This is a genomic window from Serratia sp. NFX21 (genome assembly GCF_048517035.1).
Classification (GTDB): Bacteria; Pseudomonadota; Gammaproteobacteria; order Enterobacterales; family Enterobacteriaceae; genus Serratia; species Serratia quinivorans.
Genome location: NZ_CP183196.1, coordinates 3403280 through 3420478 on the forward strand (window position 1 = coordinate 3403280; position 17199 = coordinate 3420478).

Consider the following 17199-nt stretch of genomic DNA (forward strand, 5'->3'; position numbering starts at 1 on the left):
TATAAATTAGGGTTTTTAACGCGCGGGATGCACATCGTTCAAGGGGCCGGTGTAGAGGCTGCGAAATCCGGCGCTGTAACGTGCCACTCCCAGATCGTCTGAAGGAATGGCCGGCGTGATACCGGAAATCAAATCGGAAAGCAGTTGGCCGGAACCACAGGCCATGGTCCAGCCCAGGGTGCCGTGGCCGGTATTCAGGAACAGATTTTTCAGCGAGGTCTTGCCGACAATTGGCGTGCCGTCCGGCGTCATCGGCCGCAAACCGGTCCAGAAGGTAGCGTCTTCCACCCGTCCACCGTTAGGGTAAAGGTCGCGCACCACCATCTCCAGCGTCTCTCTACGCTTTTGTTCAAGCTGCGTGTTAAAACCAACGATTTCCGCCATACCGCCGACGCGAATACGCTGATCGAAACGGGTAATGGCGATTTTGTAAGTTTCATCCAGCACGGTTGAGAACGGCGCGGCGGACTCATCGGTAATAGGAATGGTCAGCGAGTAGCCTTTCAGCGGATAGACAGGGATCGACACCAGGTCACGCAACAGCGCGGTGGAATAAGAACCAAAGGCCACCACGTAGCTGTCGGCTTTGAAGATTTCTCCGCCACATTGCACACCGCTGATCTTGTCCCCTTCCACCAGCAGGCGATCGACGTTGCGGTTATACAGGAAAGTAACTCCGGCCTGCTGCGCCAGTTTGGCCAGTTGCTGGGTAAAGAGTTGGCAGTCGCCGGTTTCATCGTTAGGCAGTTGCAGCCCACCGGTCAGCTTATGCGCCACCTGTGCAAGCGCAGGTTCAACGCTGGCCAACTGACTGGCTTCCAGCAGTTTGTAGGGCACGCCGGCATCTTCCAACACCGCGATGTCTTTCGCCGCACTTTCAAACTGTTGCTGGGTACGGAACAGTTGCAGCGTCCCGCCCTGACGGCCTTCATACTGGATGCCGGTTTCCTGGCGCAGCGCCTTGATACAGTCACGACTGTATTCCGCCAGCCGCACCATACGCCCTTTATTGGTCATGTAGTGTTCGGTATTGCAGTTTTTGAGCATCTGCCACATCCAGCTCAATTGGAAGCTGCTGCCGTCCAGACGCACCGCCAAAGGCGCATGGCGCTGGAACATCCATTTAACCGCCTTCAAAGGCACGCCAGGCGCAGCCCACGGAGCCGCATAGCCCGGTGAGATCTGACCGGCATTCGCCGCACTGGTTTCCATCGCCGGGCCGGGTTGACGATCGATCACCGTCACCTCATGCCCCGCTTTCGCCAAATACCAGGCGCTGGCAACACCCACCACTCCACTACCTAAAATTACCACTCGCATCGCTGACTCCAGCTTAAGGCTTCACAAAGCATAATCTTCTGCTCACAGGAAATTAACTCAGTGGAAAAATCCGTCCAACATCTTCGTCATCAAACGTGACAACATTCACAATTAATTTATCGTTCATGGCCGTCTCTTTTGCAATAGCTACCTATAAATAGCGATAAGATGCGGTGAAAGGAGGATTTGAGAGCGAAACACAGGCCGATGCGCAGTCAATGACTGCATTGATAGCACCAAGTAAAAGCCAAGAAAGCAACAAGGATTTAACAGAATATAAAAATGAAACAGCGCCAATACCACAGAGTAATAAACTACAAAATAGCAACTTTACTGATATAACGCTTTGCCGGAGTGAGATCCCTTCCCAGCAGAAAAAACTCAGGGTAAAAGCTCCCCGGTAGCTCTCCATGTGGGTTGCCGACGACAGATCGTTGAATTTTTAAGCTTTATATCATTATTACCTCTGCGTAGATTGAGCTACGATTGATACAGGGTCTGCCGTTCGAGCAAGGTCCGTAATAACGAGGGTGCGCTGATGACTACTTCAACACATGATAAGGTCAAGGAAGATAAACGTCTGAGCGATGGACCGGACTGGACGTTCGAGTTGCTGCAGGTGTATCTGGAGCACATCGATCGCGTAGCCAAACATTACAAGCTCGACACCTACCCGCATCAGATCGAGGTCATTACCTCAGAGCAGATGATGGACGCTTATTCCAGCGTCGGCATGCCGATTAACTACACCCATTGGTCATTCGGTAAAAAATTCATTGAGACCGAGCAGCGCTATAAGCATGGGCAACAGGGCCTGGCCTATGAGATTGTGATCAACTCCAACCCCTGCATCGCCTACCTGATGGAAGAAAACACCATCACCATGCAGGCTTTGGTGATGGCGCACGCCTGCTATGGGCACAATTCCTTCTTCAAGAATAACTACCTGTTCCGCAGTTGGACCGACGCCAGTTCGATTGTCGATTACCTGCTGTTCGCCCGCCACTACATCAGCCAGTGCGAAGAGCGCTACGGCGTTGAAGAAGTGGAGAGACTGCTGGACTCTTGCCATGCGTTGATGAACTACGGCGTGGACCGTTACAAACGGCCGCAGAAAATTTCACTGGTCGAAGAAACTGCCCGGCAAAAAAGCCGCGAAGAGTACCTGCAAAGCCAGGTAAACACGCTGTGGAAGACCCTGCCACGGGTTGAACGTGAAGAGGCACCTGAGCAGGCGCGCCGCTATCCGAGCGAACCGCAGGAAAACATCCTCTACTTTATGGAGAAGAATGCTCCGTTGCTGGAACCCTGGCAGCGTGAGATTCTGCGAATTGTACGCAAAGTGAGTCAGTATTTTTATCCGCAGAAACAAACCCAGGTGATGAACGAAGGCTGGGCGACATTCTGGCACTACACCATCCTCAATCATCTGTACGACGAGGGTCGGGTAACCGAACGTTTTATGCTGGAATTTTTGCACAGCCATACCAACGTGGTTTATCAACCGCCTTACAATAGCCCTTATTACAACGGCATTAACCCTTACGCACTGGGCTTTGCCATGTTCCAGGACATCAAGCGCATCTGCCAGTCGCCGACGGAAGAAGATCGTTACTGGTTCCCGGACATCGCCGGTAAAGACTGGCTGGAAACACTTCACTTCGCCATGCGTGACTTCAAGGATGAAAGCTTTATCAGCCAGTTCCTGTCGCCGAAGATCATGCGTGATTTCCGGCTGTTCACCGTACTGGATGACGATCGCAATAACTACCTGGAAATAGCCGCGATCCATGATGAAGCCGGTTACCGCGCAATCCGTCAGGAGTTGTCGGCGCAATATAATCTGAGCGACCACGAGCCGAACATACAGATCTGGAATGTAGATTTACGCGGTGACCGTTCATTAACGTTGCGTTATATCCCGCAGGATCGCGCTCCGCTGGATAAAAGTCGGCGTGAAGTGATGAAACACCTGCACCGTCTGTGGGGCTTCGACATTATTTTGGAGCAACAGAACGAAGACGGCAGCGTCGAGCTATTGGAGCGTTGCCCACCGCGCCCAACACCACTGTAAGACTGTTCAATAACTAAAAACTAAAGGGGCGCCAAATGGCGCCCCTTTTACGTAATGCGGTGTTGAGGTTAACGACGGGCTTCGGTCAGATCGCTTGGCATAGTGCCTTGCATGCTTTGCCAAATGGCGCCGCTATCTTTACCGTAGTTACGCACGCAGTCCATTACCTGATCGTATGACTTCTCATGGCACAGCGTCGACAGCTTGCTATAGAAAGTCAGCGCCAGTTTGCGAGACTCCGGGTTTGAGAAGTAGTAACGGCCAACGCGGGTATACAAGCCTTTCAGACCGTTGAAGATCAGACCGTAAATCGGGTTGCCGGAGGCAAACGCCAGACCACGGAAAATTTCGTAGTCCAACAGGTTGAAAGCATCCGCCTGATCTTCCACCTGAGTGGCTTTCGCCAACACTTCCTGAGCGGCCTCTGGATGGTTACGCACCGCTGCGCGAATAAAGATCGCCGCAATATTGGTTCGCACAGACAGCAGGTTGTCGATCAATTGTGGAACGCTCTGATGGTCGAGGCGTGCCACCGTCTCAAGAATATTGAGGCCGGATGTTTCCCAGAAATTATTTACTTTGGTCGGTTTGCCATGCTGAATGGTCAACCAGCCATCACGCGCCAGGCGTTGTAAAACTTCACGTAACGTGGTGCGCGTGACACCAATCAGTTCTGAAAGCTCACGCTCCGCGGGCAAAATAGTGCCAGGAGGGAAGCGATTATTCCAGATACTCTCGATAATGTATTCTTCCGCGAAACCGGCAGGACTCTGCGCCTTTATGACCATGTGTTTGACGTTCCGTAGCGACGATAATCAGTAATAGTAGTCGGCTGATCATACCAGATCGCTATTGCATGACCTAGCGTGAGCGAAAAACATTGAACGAAACTGTGCATAAAGTGGCAAAAAACGTGCAAAAACACCGCTTAGAGAAATTTCTCATCGTAAAGCAAGCCCTTATTGCATCTGCCCCGGCGGCATTGTTAGGCTAGTATGAGACAACTTATTTTCAGGACGTGTAACGCATAATGGAAACGACCTTTCGCAGTGCCCTGGTGAAAAACTTCCTCGGGCAATCACCAGACTGGTACAAACTGGCCATTCTGGTTTTCCTGGTGGTCAACCCACTGGTTTTCTTCCTGGTCGATCCGTTCATTGCGGGTTGGCTGTTAGTAGTCGAATTTATCTTTACCCTGGCAATGGCGCTGAAGTGCTACCCACTGCTGCCGGGTGGTCTGCTGGCCATTGAGTCAGTGCTGATCGGCATGACCAGCCCCGATCGGGTGGGTGCGGAAATTGCCCATAATCTGGAAGTGCTGCTGCTGCTGATCTTTATGGTAGCCGGCATCTACTTTATGAAGCAGTTGCTACTGTTCGTTTTCACCAAGCTACTGCTCAACATCCGCTCAAAAATGCTGCTTTCTTTGGCATTCTGTTTTGCGGCGGCGCTGCTGTCAGCCTTCCTCGATGCATTGACGGTCGTTGCGGTGGTTATCAGCGTCGCTACCGGATTTTATTCGATCTACCACAACGTGGCTTCAAACCGTTCTGACGGTAATGACGGTAATATTGATGTCGGTGACGATAGCACCCTGGTCAGTGACGATCACAAACAGACGCTCGAGCAGTTCCGCGCCTTCTTGCGCAGCCTGCTGATGCACGCAGGCGTCGGTACTGCGCTGGGCGGCGTGATGACCATGGTGGGTGAACCGCAGAACCTGATTATTGCCAAAAGCGCCGGCTGGGGATTTGTTGACTTCTTCCTGCGCATGGCGCCGGTTACCCTGCCGGTGTTTGCGTGCGGCCTGCTGGTTTGCTTACTGCTCGAACGCTTCGGCGTCTTCGGCTACGGAGCAAAACTGCCGGAACGCGTACGTGAGGTACTGACCGAGTTTGACCGCCAGGCTACCGCCGGACGCAGTAAACAAGAACAGGTCAGATTGGTCGTTCAGGCGCTAATCGGCATTTGGTTGGTGGTGGCGCTGGCCTTTCATCTGGCGGAAGTAGGCCTGATTGGTCTTTCGGTCATTATTCTCGCCACTTCACTGTGCGGCGTCACCGATGAACACGCCATCGGTAAGGCCTTCCAGGAGGCGCTGCCTTTTACCGCGCTGCTGACGGTATTTTTCACCGTGGTGGCAGTAATTATTGAGCAACACCTGTTTACACCGATTATTCATTTTGTTCTGCAGGCGCAACCCTCTTCACAACTGGCGCTGTTTTATCTGTTTAATGGCCTGCTGTCTTCGGTATCTGACAACGTGTTCGTCGGTACGGTATACATCAATGAAGCCCGTGCTGCATTTGAAAACGGTGTGATTTCCCTGAAGCAGTTCGAAATGCTGGCGGTCGCCATTAATACCGGCACCAATCTGCCATCGGTCGCCACGCCGAATGGTCAGGCGGCTTTCCTGTTCCTGCTGACCTCTGCGCTGGCACCGCTGGTGCGTTTGTCTTACGGGCGGATGGTATGGATGGCTTTACCCTATACTGTGGTATTAACCCTGGTGGGTCTGCTGTGCGTCCAGTTTACACTGGCACCTGCGACTGAGCTGCTGACCCAGTGGCATTGGCTGACGCTGCCATCGATTGAAGCCGCTACACACTGACACTGTTAACCCACTCCGCTGTCAGCGACTATTTTTGTGCTGAAACAGGCTCAGGTAGCTGGCAGCAGAGTTGAATTGGTTTACACTGCCAGTTCAATTGCTTACTGCATGGAAGAATAAATATATGTTGCAATTCTTTAACCGCTGCTCGCAGGGGCGCGGTGCTTGGCTGTTGATGGCCCTGACTGCGCTGGTGCTGGAATTAGTTGCTCTCTACTTTCAGCACGTAATGCTGCTGCAACCCTGTGTGATGTGCATTTACGAACGCTGTGCGCTGTTTGGTATTCTGGGCGCCTCGCTGCTCGGTGCCATCGCACCGAAAACGCCACTGCGTTATGCCGCTATCCTGCTGTGGATTTACAGCGCCTGGGAAGGCCTGCAATTGGCATGGAAACACACCATGATCCAACTGCATCCTTCGCCGTTTAATACCTGTGATTTCTTTGTCAGCTTCCCATCCTGGCTGCCGCTGGATAAGTGGCTGCCTGCCGTGTTTCACGCGTCAGGTGACTGTTCAGTGCGTCAATGGGAGTTTCTGACTCTGGAGATGCCGCAGTGGCTGGTGGGTATCTTCACGGCTTATCTGCTTTTCGCCATCATTGTGTTGATCGCGCAGTTTGTGCGTCCGCGTCGACGTGACCTGTTTGGTCGTTAAGCATGCCCGAATAAAAAACGGCGCCTCAGGGCGCCGTTTTTTATGGAGTTGAGGAGACTCTTCAGAGATAAAGCGATATCAAGTGTGCGTAAGGTAATAAACGAGCACTATCAGTGCCCCAGCGACGGCAAACAGACGTATCATTTTCATTATTTTACTCTCGGAACTTAGCGTGAGAGCGGTCAAACTACCTAACCTTCTGTATAAAAAGAAGCATCCGGACGAGATTTGGCACGTAATTTACATAACATTAAGTTAGCGGGGGAAAACGTCTTATTCGCGGGATTACAATCTCACTTTTCCGCTATAAAATCGTACTATAACGGAACAACTTATCTGCTCTCACCCACCTTATACAAAAAAACTCATCATAGTGATGCATTATTGCATCGATATTTTGATGAAGTTTGGCCGCAAAAACCTTATAGTATCCGCAAGTTAGTATTAACGATTTCCCTGGTGTTGTTGTGTGTCTTGCCCCTCTTCTTTGCAGGGGCTTTTTTCGTTTATCGCGCCCAGCTTGGTTTGTTCATGATGTGGTCCTGCCAGTCCACCACTTCACTTTCACGTACCGCAATATGCCGCACCGTAATGCGCTCACCGTGCATCGCCGCCTTGGAACCGCTAACCAGTGGGTGCCAGGAGAATAACGGTTTGCCTTCGCCAATCAGGCGATATGCGCAGGTCGGTGGCAACCAGTCAAACGTCGTGAGGTTCTCACGCGTCAACTTGATGCAGTCTTCTTCCAGCTCAAAGCGACGTTCATAGTTGCGGCACTGGCACGATTTAATATTCAACTGGTCACAGGCTACGTTGGTGAAATAAATCTCGTCGGTATCTTCGTCGATCAGCTTATTCAGACAGCATTGCCCACAACCGTCGCACAGCGATTCCCACTCTTGTTCTGACATTTCCGCCAGCGTTTTTTGTTGCCAAAAAGGGGTTTGTGACATGTTCGCGTCCGGTATAGGTAAATGAATAGATAACCTGCGTACAGGTTTTGAGGATGCACTATATAGATATCCCAACCAAATGGAAAGGCTGAAAACACAATATAATCATAGCGATAACAATATATCTGTTTAAAAAAAATGCTATTTAAAACAACAGTATTCAGCATTAAGCGTCATGGCCATCGGCCAATTTTTGTGAGCTTTCGGTGGAAAACAACACGGCTCGCATCGCTTAATTATACGTACAAATCACAGGCCTATCACCCTTTCGTTTCCCCCAGGATTATTGCCGGCCAACGCTTCAACTCACCGCTAAGATTCATCTTATAAAGCACTTTTTGCCGCCAGGAACGGCATAATCCTGCTATGTTTAATGTTCGCCTTTATAACCGAGATAGGGAGCCAAGTATGTTTGGAAAAGCAGAAGACAAGGTCAATGAAGCTGCCGGTGCCGTTGAAGAAGCCTTTGGTAAAGCAACGGACTCGCCGGATCATCAGGTTAAAGGCGCAGCCCGCAAATATGCCTCTCAGGCCAGCTACGCGGCTCGCGATGCGGCTGATACGGTGCGGACTCAGGTTGAATCCAACCCACTTGCCGGCGTGGCTATCGCCGCTGCAGTCGGGATTGTTTTCGGTTTCTTGCTGGGCCGTAAATAAGCACTTTACCCGCCCCTAACCGAAGAAAAGACAAAAGGCCCCATGGGGCCTTTTTTAGTGCCGTCTTGCCTGGCTTTAAATCACGCGAGTCGTTAATGATTTACCGTTGAGTGTGATTTTCAGCATGTCGCCTGAGCTCATCGGGCCAACGCCTTGCGGAGTACCGGTAAGAATAATGTCACCTGCGCGCAGCGTGAAGAAACGGCTCATATAGCTGATCAGCGGCAGGATCGGGGTGATCATATCGCGAGTATTGCCCTGCTGACGCACCTGGTCATTGACCGTCAGTGACAGCTCGGCATTTTGCGGATCGCCAAACTCTGCCACCGGAATAAAACCGGAGATCGGGCAGGAGCCGTCAAAACCCTTGGCTTTTTCCCAAGGCTGCCCGGCCTTCTTGAACCCCGCCTGCAGCTCACGCAGCGTCAAATCCAGCGCAACACCGTAACCGGCGATGGCCCGAGCCACTCGATCTTCATTAGCCTGTTTTAACGGCGTGCCAATCAACACTGCCAGTTCCACTTCATGATGTACCGAACCGAACTCTTTGGGGATCGCCACCGGCTGGCGGATATCGCACAGCGCCGTTTCAGGCTTGATAAACACTACCGGCTCTGCCGAGGTCGCACTACCCATTTCCTTAATATGATCGGCGTAGTTACTGCCTACACAAACCACTTTGTTTACCGGAAAATCAAGTAATGAACCCTGCCAGTCTCTATGTTGATACATACCGCATCTCCCTACAATCATGTAGGGGCTTAGCTTGCTAAGCCCGTTATCCCACGCGCGGGTGGAGGTACCCTGGCCCTATTTTATTGCCCGATACCGTCAGCCATCATACCCACACCGATGGCAAAATAGTAAGAGCGATTCCAGTGCATGATCGTGCGAAAATTGTCATAAACCATGAACGCCCGGCCCTGCATGTCATCCGGCGTGATCACCCAACTGCGCAGGATAGAATGCGGCAAGGCTGAACCATCCGCACGACGCACGCCACGTTTTTGCCATTCATTGACGCTGTGGGCCTGGCTCACTTTCAGCCCCAGGCTGTCACTGCTGAAACCGACAGGCAGTTTAACTTCCCTGCCCCAGCCTACGCCCGGTTGCCAACCTTCACGCGACAGATAACGGGCCGTAGAGGCAAACACATCATCAACGTTGTTCCAAATATCAATACGGCCATCGCCATCGCCATCCGCCGCATAATTCAGGAATGAGGTCGGCATAAACTGGCACTGCCCCATCGCACCGGCCCAGGAGCCTTTCAGTTGTTCACGGCTGACATGCCCCTGTTCGAGGATCCGCAGTGCTGCCATTAGCTGTTGGCTGAAGAAAGCTTCACGGCGACCTTCAAAGGCCAGCGTAGCCAGCGCAGATATCACGTCTTCACGCCCCTGGATCTTGCCGAAGGCGCTTTCCATCCCCCACAGCGCCACCACATAACGTCCAGGAACACCGTAGTGAGCGGTAACACGAGACAACTGGGGTTGATATTGCCGGTAAAAAGCGCGGCCCTGCGCTATCTTGGCCGGCGGCAATACACGTTTTAGATAATCATCCAGCGTGATTTTCTTTTCCGGCTGATTACGGTCTGCCTTAATCACTCGGTCGACAAAATGCACGTTGGCAAAAGCGCTGGCGACGATAGCCGGGCTAATGCCCTGCGCCAGCGCCTGACGTTTCAGTTGTTCTATATAGGCTGGGAACTGTGCCGGATCGCGACCGGTTTCAGCCAACGTGCCTTGTGCTGGCGCAGCAGTTGTGACCGGTGAAGCGACCTGTGCCATCAGTTGCGGACAGACGCCAGTTCCCAACGCCAGCAGAGCCACTATCGCTGTCTTCGCTGACCCTCTCATCACCCAGCTCCTTTGTTGGTTTGGGGTTACTGATCCAGCGTAGCCCCTGTACGCCAACGACGGTTATTTTTTGTCGTCAGACAAGTGCTGTTTTAATAAATTTTCCAGCGGCGGTGGAACCTGCAGATAGAACCCTTCTTCTTTCAGGGCCTCTTTCACTTTCTCAATATCTGCCGAGGCTAATTTCTCCCGACCTTCAAGAGAAAGCACCATTGCCAATTGCGGCGTGCCGAAACTTTTCAGCAGATCTTCCGGCACTCGGGAGAAATCGTCTTTTTTTTCGACATAAAGATAAGTTTGATCGCGTTTCGAGCTTCTATAGATCACACAAAGCATGTTTTTAACTCTATTTAATTGGGGCAGCGTCTTGCCTGGATATAACTCTGACTATAACATGCTTATAGTACTTCGGAATATCGCACCCCGATTGGTATTCCGGGGATTTAAAGTTGCTGAGACTGAGTCAGGATAGATGTCACAATCGCCAATTGAGCTAAAAGGCAGCAGTTTTACCCTATCGGTTGTTCATTTGTATAATTCGGAACCCGAGGTAATACGTCAGGCGTTACAAGAAAAAGTCGAGCAAGCGCCCGCTTTTTTGAAAAATGCCCCTGTTGTTATCAACGTTGCAACGCTGAACGGCGACGCAAACTGGAAAGAACTTCAACAGGCTGTCACGGCAGCAGGGCTGCGCGTTGTGGGTATCAGCGGTTGCAGAGATGAGCGGCAAAAACGTGCAATAGCCCGTGCCGGGCTGCCGTTATTGAACGAAGGCAAAGGCCAGAAGATGGCTCCCCCGGAACCGGCGCCCGCGCCAGCCCCGGTAGTGGATCCCAACGCCCCCGCCAAGACGCGCATCATCAGTACCCCTGTTCGTTCCGGCCAACAGATTTATGCCCGCAACAGCGATCTGATCGTGACCAGCAGCGTCAGCGCCGGCGCTGAATTAATTGCCGATGGCAATATTCACGTTTACGGCATGATGCGCGGTCGTGCGCTGGCTGGTGCTTCAGGTGATACGCAGTGCCAGATTTTTTGCACGCACCTGGGTGCTGAGCTAGTCTCTATCGCAGGGCAGTACTGGTTGAGCGACCAAATCCCGTCCGACTTTGTCGGGCAGGCTGTACGACTCAGCCTGTTGGATAACGCTTTAACCATACAACCTTTAAATTAAGCCCTTTTGACAAGGAATCCATTTCATGGCACGCATTATTGTTGTTACATCGGGTAAAGGGGGCGTTGGCAAGACCACTTCAAGCGCGGCCATCGCTACCGGCCTAGCCCAAAAAGGTAAGAAAACCGTGGTGATCGATTTTGATATCGGTCTGCGGAATCTTGACCTGATCATGGGCTGCGAACGCCGGGTGGTTTACGATTTCGTTAACGTCATTCAGGGTGATGCCACGCTGAACCAGGCGTTGATCAAAGACAAGCGCACCGATAATCTGTTTATCTTGCCGGCTTCGCAAACGCGCGATAAAGACGCGCTGACCCGCGAAGGCGTTGAAAAGATCCTCAACGATTTGGGCGAGATGAATTTTGACTTCGTGGTCTGTGACTCTCCGGCAGGTATCGAAACCGGCGCGCTGATGGCGCTGTACTTCGCGGATGAAGCCATCATCACCACCAACCCGGAAGTTTCCTCAGTACGTGACTCCGACCGTATTCTGGGCATTTTGTCATCCAAATCCCGTCGCGCTGAAAGAGGCGAATCGGCGATTAAGGAACATCTGCTGCTGACTCGCTATAACCCGGGCCGCGTGAGCCGTGGCGATATGCTGAGCATGGAAGACGTACTGGAAATCCTGCGCATTCCACTGGTCGGCGTTATCCCGGAAGACCAGTCCGTGCTGCGGGCCTCCAACCAGGGTGAGCCGGTGATCCTTGATGCCGAATCAGACGCTGGCAAGGCCTATGACGACACCGTTAGCCGCTTGTTAGGGGAAGAACGCCCCTTCCGCTTCATTGAAGAAGAGAAGAAGGGTTTCCTGAAACGCCTTTTTGGGGGATAAACCATGGCATTACTAGACTTCTTTCTGTCCCGCAAAAAGCAGACAGCCAATATAGCCAAGGAACGGCTGCAGATTATCGTCGCTGAGCGTCGTCGGGGGGACAGTGAGCCCCCGTATCTGCCTGATTTGAAACGCGATATTCTGGCGGTAATTTGCAAATACATTCAAATCGACCCTGAAATGCTGCACGTGCAGTTTGAGCAGAAAGGGGACGATATTTCGGTGCTTGAACTCAACGTGACATTACCGGAATCGGAAGAAGTAACTAAATGAGTGTGACGCATTAATTACCCCCTGTGTATTTTATACAGGGGGTAACTGTATGCATAACCAGTTATTGAGATAAAAAAGACTTAATAATCGTTTTTATCCTTTGGGATTAATCTCAATTAATCTTGCGTCACGTTTGTTTAAAGTAAAAGCTACCGATAAGTGTTTTGACTTCGACTATTTCTAATAAATAATCAGAGCAGGGTTTCCTTACCCTACCCCAACGTTTTACAGCCCGATTAATAACCCTTCAAAATGTCCTGAAGTGGTGCCGCTAATAAATCACCGCGCCATCCGCTGACTAATTCTGGCAAATTGTCGCCAACCTTCAATTTCCAATGCCAGTTCAGCAACTGGTTAATCTGCCGACGCGATGCCAACAATTCGCTGCTCAACCCGCTTTGCTCACTGGCAATGACGATCGCCGCTTTGATTTCCTTAAACACTTTCTTATAACCCGGCTGGTCGATCAGGTTCGGTAACGGCTCCGGCAATGCCGATTCTTCCAGCTCGGCGGCCTCTGCCACCAACGCCACCAGCGTTTTACCATGATAACGAATTTCAGGGCCGCTCAGCCCCAGCGAGTCCAGTTCACCCAGCGAGGTCGGCATATGACGCGCTACCTGCCAGAGGTTCTCCTCACGTACCACGAAGTTCACCGCCAGATCACGCTCACGCGCCTGACGCAGTCGCCATTCAGCCAGTTTCTGCAAGCAACCCAACTGGCGGGGACGTAATTGCCAGGCGTTGGTAATTTCACGATAGGCCAATTCCGGCGCCAGCGTCTCACTACGGCGCTGACACAACAGCAGGCATTCATTGCTGGCAGCCGCCGTCCAACCGGCCTCTTCCGTCTCCTGCACCAGCCGTTTGGCCATTGGCAACAGATAGAACACGTCCGCCGCAGCGTAGACACACTGTTTTTCCGTCAGCGGACGCGCCAGCCAGTCGGTCCGGGCTTCGCTTTTATCCAGCTCCACCTGCATGTACTCCGCCACCAGGGTAGCGAAACCACAAGACATCGGACGACCGGTAAAGGCCGCCAGGATCTGGGTATCCACCATTGGCGTCGGTAGCGTTTTGAACGCGTTGAGGAACACTTCCAGATCCTCACTGCCGGCGTGCAGGAATTTCACCACCTGAGTGTTGCTCAGCAGCTCGATAAACGGCTGCCACTGCTTGATCGGCAAGGGGTCAATCAGGGAGAGTTGTTCACCATCGTATAACTGAATCAGGCCTAACTGCGGATAGTAAGTGCGCGTTCTGACAAATTCGGTGTCCAGCGCAATCTGGGCATGCTTTTTCGCCTGATCGCAGACCTGCTGCAATCCGGCATCGGTAGTGATCAACTGATAGTTCAAAACGTCATTCTCTTGGTCGCTTTCATGATTCAAACACAACAACGCCGGCATTCACCGGCGTTGTTGATCTGTAAGGCGTAGATGATAGCCTAGGCGGCATCGGCTGCCACAGGTTTTTTCTGCTCATCACGCAGTTCTCGCCGCAAAATTTTACCGACGTTAGACTTCGGCAACTCGTCGCGGAACTCAACAATTTTAGGCACTTTATACCCGGTAAGCTGCCGACGACAATGGGTCAACAGCTCTTCTTTGGTCAACGAGGCGTCTTTCTTCACTACGCAGATCTTGACCGCTTCACCAGAGACGTCACTTGGCACGCCAATCGCCGCGCATTCCAACACTTTAGGGTGCTGGCTGACCACGTCTTCAATCTCGTTCGGGTAGACGTTGAACCCGGAAACCAGGATCATGTCCTTCTTGCGATCGACGACGCGCACAAAGCCCATCTCATCCACTGTAACGATATCGCCGGTCGCGAGCCAGCCATCTTTCAACACTTCATCAGTGGCATCCGGCCGCTGCCAGTAGCCTAACATAACTTGCGGCCCTTTAACCCACAGTTCGCCCGGCTCGCCGACCGGCACATCATGGCCGTTATCATCCACCAGCCGAATATCGGTGGAAGGCACCGGTAAACCGATGCTGCCGCTGTAGTGTTTCAGATCGTAAGGATTTCCGGTGACCAGTGGCGCACACTCCGTCAGGCCATAGCCTTCCAGCAGGTGCTTGCCGGTGGTTTTCTCCCACTTTTCCGCCACTGCTTTCTGCACCGACATGCCACCGCCGACGGAGAAACGCAACGTGGAGAAATCGAGCTTGTGGAAGTCCTCGTTGTTCAACAGCGCATTGAATAGGGTGTTCACCCCGCTCATGGCGGTGAACGGATATTTGCCCAGTTCCTTCACCAGCCCCGGAATATCGCGCGGGTTGGTGATCAGCAGATTATGTCCGCCCAGATCGATAAACAGCAGGCAGTTCACCGTCAATGCGAAGATGTGGTACAGCGGCAGCGCCGTCACCACCAGTTCCTGCCCTTCGCGGAACAGCGGTAAATAGGCCGCCTTGGCCTGTTCCAGGTTGGCCTGCATGTTACGGTGCGTCAGCATCGCGCCTTTTGCCACGCCGGTGGTGCCACCGGTATATTGCAGGAACGCCAGGTCAGAGTTGATGATATCGGGTTTGACATACTGCAGCCGGCGTCCGCGCTGCAGCGCACTGCGGAAAGAAATAGCCGCCGGCAGATGGTATTTCGGCACCAGCCGCTTAATGTATTTCACCACAAAGTTAACCAGCGTACCTTTGGCAGCGGAGAGCTGGTCGCCCATGCGCGTCAGGATCACGTGCTTTATCTGGGTGTTGAACACCACTTTTTCCAGCGTGTGGGCGAAGTTGGAGACGATCACGATGGCGCTGGCACCGCTGTCGTTCAATTGGTGCTCCAGTTCACGCGGCGTATACAGTGGGTTAACGTTGACCACCACCATACCGGCTCGCAAAATGCCAAACAGTGCGATCGGATATTGCAACAAATTCGGCATCATCAGGGCAACGCGGTCACCCTTCTGCAGACCCAGTTCATTTTGCAGGTAAGCGGCAAAAGCGCGACTACGCTCTTCCAGCTTGCGGTAGGTCATCACCTCGCCCATGTTCATAAAAGCGGGTTGATCCGCGTAACGCTTAACCGCATTTTCAAACATTTCGACCAAAGATGAATAACGATCGGCGTCGATCTCTGCCGGAACATCTGCCGGGTAACGTTTTAACCAAACCTTATCCAAGGTATTACTCCTGAAATCATTATTCATTATCATCGCAGCCCCTAAATATGCAGCCAAACCATAACAATATTTTAACTCAGCAGACCAGTTTGAGTTTTAAACAATATTAAGGTTGCGATGTACGTCACTAATTGGCGCCGTTTCCCTGCGCCAAAAGGAAAAGGCGGCCGGAGCCGCCCTTTCAAAATTGTTAACTTCTCGCGAACACTACTCGGTAACTATGGTTTGCACCTGCACCGGACCAGGATTGTACCAGCCGTAACCCACGCCCCAGCCGGGGCCCCAGGTACCGCTACGCCAGCCCCATGGCCCCATTGGCGCCGGCGGCATCATCACCTGTTGGCTAAGGTGCCAGCGTTTATAGCCGGTGGCGTTCATGGTGACAAACTTGTACGGCGTCATGCCAATCTTGCCGTCTCTGACGCCGGTAATTGGGCCCACCACGGTAACCAGCTGACCTTTGAAATCAACCGGTTCCAGGAAACCGTTAACAGAGGCCAGCAAGCGCCCCCGCGACGGCTCGCCCAAAATCGGTCGGGCACCGGAATCGAGCGGCACGGCGGCAATTTCCAGCACCGTACGCCCCTGCTCATTAGCGACATTCACCACAGTACCGCCAAAACGGGCCTCAGCACCCACAAACAGGTTCGGTGCATTCTGCACCGAGGACAACTGCTGCACCGGCGTTTCCGTGCTGCCTTTAATTACATCGGGCACGGTAACGCAGCCCGACAACGCAAACGCACCACCGGCAATAGCCAGTAGCGCCATTTTTTTACTTACAGTGCGGGTTAGCATCGTCGCAATCTCCTGAAATAGCTGTAACTTTGACATCAGTTCACCGAGCAAGTTGCAGTTCATTCATATGCCGAACGCCAGCAAAGCACAATAGGTTTGCGCTATTCACGCCCCGGCAATTTTTTCCAGGTGACTTCGTTACGCAGGTAGGTCGGCTCGGCATTTTCTACCGCTACGGCCTGCCCCTGTTGCCAGGCATGCAGCGCCAATGGCAGCATATCTTCCGCCTGCGGCAACAGCATTTGGCCATCGCTCAAGCTTAGCGAAGAACCGGTGACCAGATCCGGATAGGTTTGCCAGCCGGTGCCAACATGCGCCCAGTGCCCCTGCAGGCCTTGCGCTCGCGCCAGCGCCTGCGGAGGTGAAAGTACCGCCTCACCTTCGCTTTCCAGCCAATGGCCGTCTTGCTGACGCTCAAACTGGCCCCAGTAAACTTCACCCATGCGCGCATCTATCGCTGCCAGCACTCGATCGGCCCCGGCGACGCGCCAGGCACCCTGTGCCATGGTCTGCAAAGTAGAAATACCCAGTAACGGCAAGTCGGCGCCCAACGCCAGACCCTGCGCGATACCGATGCCAATACGCACGCCGGTAAAACTCCCTGGGCCACGGCCAAAGGCCAGAGCATCGAGTTGATTAAGAGTGACGCCGGATTCCGCCAGCACTTGCTGCACCATAGGTAAAATGCGTTGCGTATGCTCACGTGGGCACAGTTCAAACAGGGCGTGGATTTCGCCTTGATTCCAGATGGCAACGGAACAGGCTTCCGTCGCTGTATCGATCGCTAAAATTCGCGTGGACATGCCAACCTCAGGCGGGAAAAAAACAGGGTTTTTCATACAGGGCGC

At 52.7% G+C, this 17199-nt stretch carries 17 protein-coding genes; 7 read left to right on the plus strand and 10 right to left on the minus strand.

Annotated features, from left to right (window positions below):
• Positions 1-15: 15 nt before the first annotated feature.
• On the minus strand, positions 16-1320 hold the full coding sequence (locus ACNT1W_RS16005; RefSeq protein WP_419245838.1) for a D-amino acid dehydrogenase: 1305 nt from the start codon (positions 1318-1320) through the stop codon (positions 16-18).
• Between the two features lie 538 nt (positions 1321-1858).
• On the opposite strand from ACNT1W_RS16005, the gene ACNT1W_RS16010 reads away from it, so the two are divergent.
• Positions 1859-3394 carry a SpoVR family protein gene (locus ACNT1W_RS16010; protein ID WP_012145471.1) on the plus strand — a complete coding sequence of 512 codons (1536 nt, stop codon included), beginning with the start codon at positions 1859-1861 and terminating at the stop codon, positions 3392-3394.
• A 68-nt stretch (positions 3395-3462) separates the two neighbouring features.
• Here ACNT1W_RS16010 and fadR read toward each other — a convergent pair whose 3' ends face one another.
• Positions 3463-4182 (minus strand): fatty acid metabolism transcriptional regulator FadR, encoded by a 720-nt coding sequence (gene fadR / locus ACNT1W_RS16015; protein ID WP_012145472.1) that lies wholly within the window; start codon positions 4180-4182, stop codon positions 3463-3465.
• A gap of 242 nt (positions 4183-4424) precedes the next feature.
• Between fadR and nhaB the strand changes: the two genes are divergently transcribed.
• Together nhaB and dsbB are read left to right on the plus strand one after the other, a co-directional pair.
• Entirely contained in the window at positions 4425-6005 is a 1581-nt protein-coding gene (nhaB, locus tag ACNT1W_RS16020; RefSeq protein WP_261408863.1) for a sodium/proton antiporter NhaB, read from the plus strand.
• Between the two features lie 124 nt (positions 6006-6129).
• Positions 6130-6660 (plus strand): disulfide bond formation protein DsbB, encoded by a 531-nt coding sequence (gene dsbB / locus ACNT1W_RS16025; protein ID WP_012145474.1) that lies wholly within the window; start codon positions 6130-6132, stop codon positions 6658-6660.
• Between the two features lie 506 nt (positions 6661-7166).
• Here the strand turns inward: dsbB and ACNT1W_RS16030 are convergent.
• Positions 7167-7613: a YcgN family cysteine cluster protein gene (locus tag ACNT1W_RS16030; protein ID WP_012145475.1), complete on the minus strand. Its 447-nt coding sequence runs from the start codon at positions 7611-7613 to the stop codon at positions 7167-7169.
• Positions 7614-8021: 408 nt separating this feature from the next.
• Between ACNT1W_RS16030 and ACNT1W_RS16035 the strand changes: the two genes are divergently transcribed.
• The gene (locus ACNT1W_RS16035) at positions 8022-8270 is read left to right on the plus strand and encodes a CsbD family protein (RefSeq protein ID WP_012145476.1); all 249 of its coding nucleotides are present in this window, start codon (positions 8022-8024) and stop codon (positions 8268-8270) included.
• Between the two features lie 75 nt (positions 8271-8345).
• Here ACNT1W_RS16035 and ACNT1W_RS16040 read toward each other — a convergent pair whose 3' ends face one another.
• The 3 genes from ACNT1W_RS16040 to ACNT1W_RS16050 all read right to left on the minus strand — a co-directional run bounded on the left by ACNT1W_RS16040 (position 8346) and on the right by ACNT1W_RS16050 (position 10468).
• Positions 8346-9002 carry a fumarylacetoacetate hydrolase family protein gene (locus ACNT1W_RS16040; protein ID WP_012145477.1) on the minus strand — a complete coding sequence of 219 codons (657 nt, stop codon included), beginning with the start codon at positions 9000-9002 and terminating at the stop codon, positions 8346-8348.
• 83 nt (positions 9003-9085) lie between these two features.
• Positions 9086-10132 carry a lytic murein transglycosylase gene (locus ACNT1W_RS16045; RefSeq protein WP_419245839.1) on the minus strand — a complete coding sequence of 349 codons (1047 nt, stop codon included), beginning with the start codon at positions 10130-10132 and terminating at the stop codon, positions 9086-9088.
• Positions 10133-10195: 63 nt separating this feature from the next.
• A complete protein-coding gene (locus ACNT1W_RS16050; RefSeq protein ID WP_012145479.1) occupies positions 10196-10468 on the minus strand; it encodes a YcgL domain-containing protein in 273 nt (90 codons plus the stop codon).
• A gap of 136 nt (positions 10469-10604) precedes the next feature.
• On the opposite strand from ACNT1W_RS16050, the gene minC reads away from it, so the two are divergent.
• From minC to minE, 3 genes are read left to right on the plus strand one after another with little or no spacing between them, the layout of a single operon-like run.
• A complete protein-coding gene (minC, locus tag ACNT1W_RS16055) occupies positions 10605-11306 on the plus strand; it encodes a septum site-determining protein MinC (protein ID WP_419245840.1) in 702 nt (233 codons plus the stop codon).
• A gap of 25 nt (positions 11307-11331) precedes the next feature.
• Positions 11332-12144, plus strand: coding sequence for a septum site-determining protein MinD (gene minD / locus ACNT1W_RS16060; protein WP_012145481.1), 813 nt, complete (start codon positions 11332-11334; stop codon positions 12142-12144).
• Between the two features lie 3 nt (positions 12145-12147).
• Positions 12148-12417, plus strand: coding sequence for a cell division topological specificity factor MinE (gene minE, locus ACNT1W_RS16065; RefSeq protein WP_012145482.1), 270 nt, complete (start codon positions 12148-12150; stop codon positions 12415-12417).
• A 236-nt stretch (positions 12418-12653) separates the two neighbouring features.
• Here the strand turns inward: minE and rnd are convergent, their stop codons facing one another.
• From rnd to tsaB, 4 genes are all read right to left on the minus strand, one after another.
• Complete coding sequence (gene rnd, locus ACNT1W_RS16070) at positions 12654-13775, minus strand: ribonuclease D (protein ID WP_259189618.1); 1122 nt, start codon at positions 13773-13775, stop codon at positions 12654-12656.
• Between the two features lie 89 nt (positions 13776-13864).
• Positions 13865-15553 carry a long-chain-fatty-acid--CoA ligase FadD gene (fadD, locus tag ACNT1W_RS16075; RefSeq protein ID WP_017893083.1) on the minus strand — a complete coding sequence of 563 codons (1689 nt, stop codon included), beginning with the start codon at positions 15551-15553 and terminating at the stop codon, positions 13865-13867.
• A gap of 207 nt (positions 15554-15760) precedes the next feature.
• Entirely contained in the window at positions 15761-16351 is a 591-nt protein-coding gene (locus tag ACNT1W_RS16080; protein ID WP_112364017.1) for a Slp family lipoprotein, read from the minus strand.
• A gap of 101 nt (positions 16352-16452) precedes the next feature.
• Positions 16453-17154, minus strand: coding sequence for a tRNA (adenosine(37)-N6)-threonylcarbamoyltransferase complex dimerization subunit type 1 TsaB (gene tsaB, locus ACNT1W_RS16085; protein ID WP_112363977.1), 702 nt, complete (start codon positions 17152-17154; stop codon positions 16453-16455).
• Positions 17155-17199 lie beyond the last annotated feature (45 nt).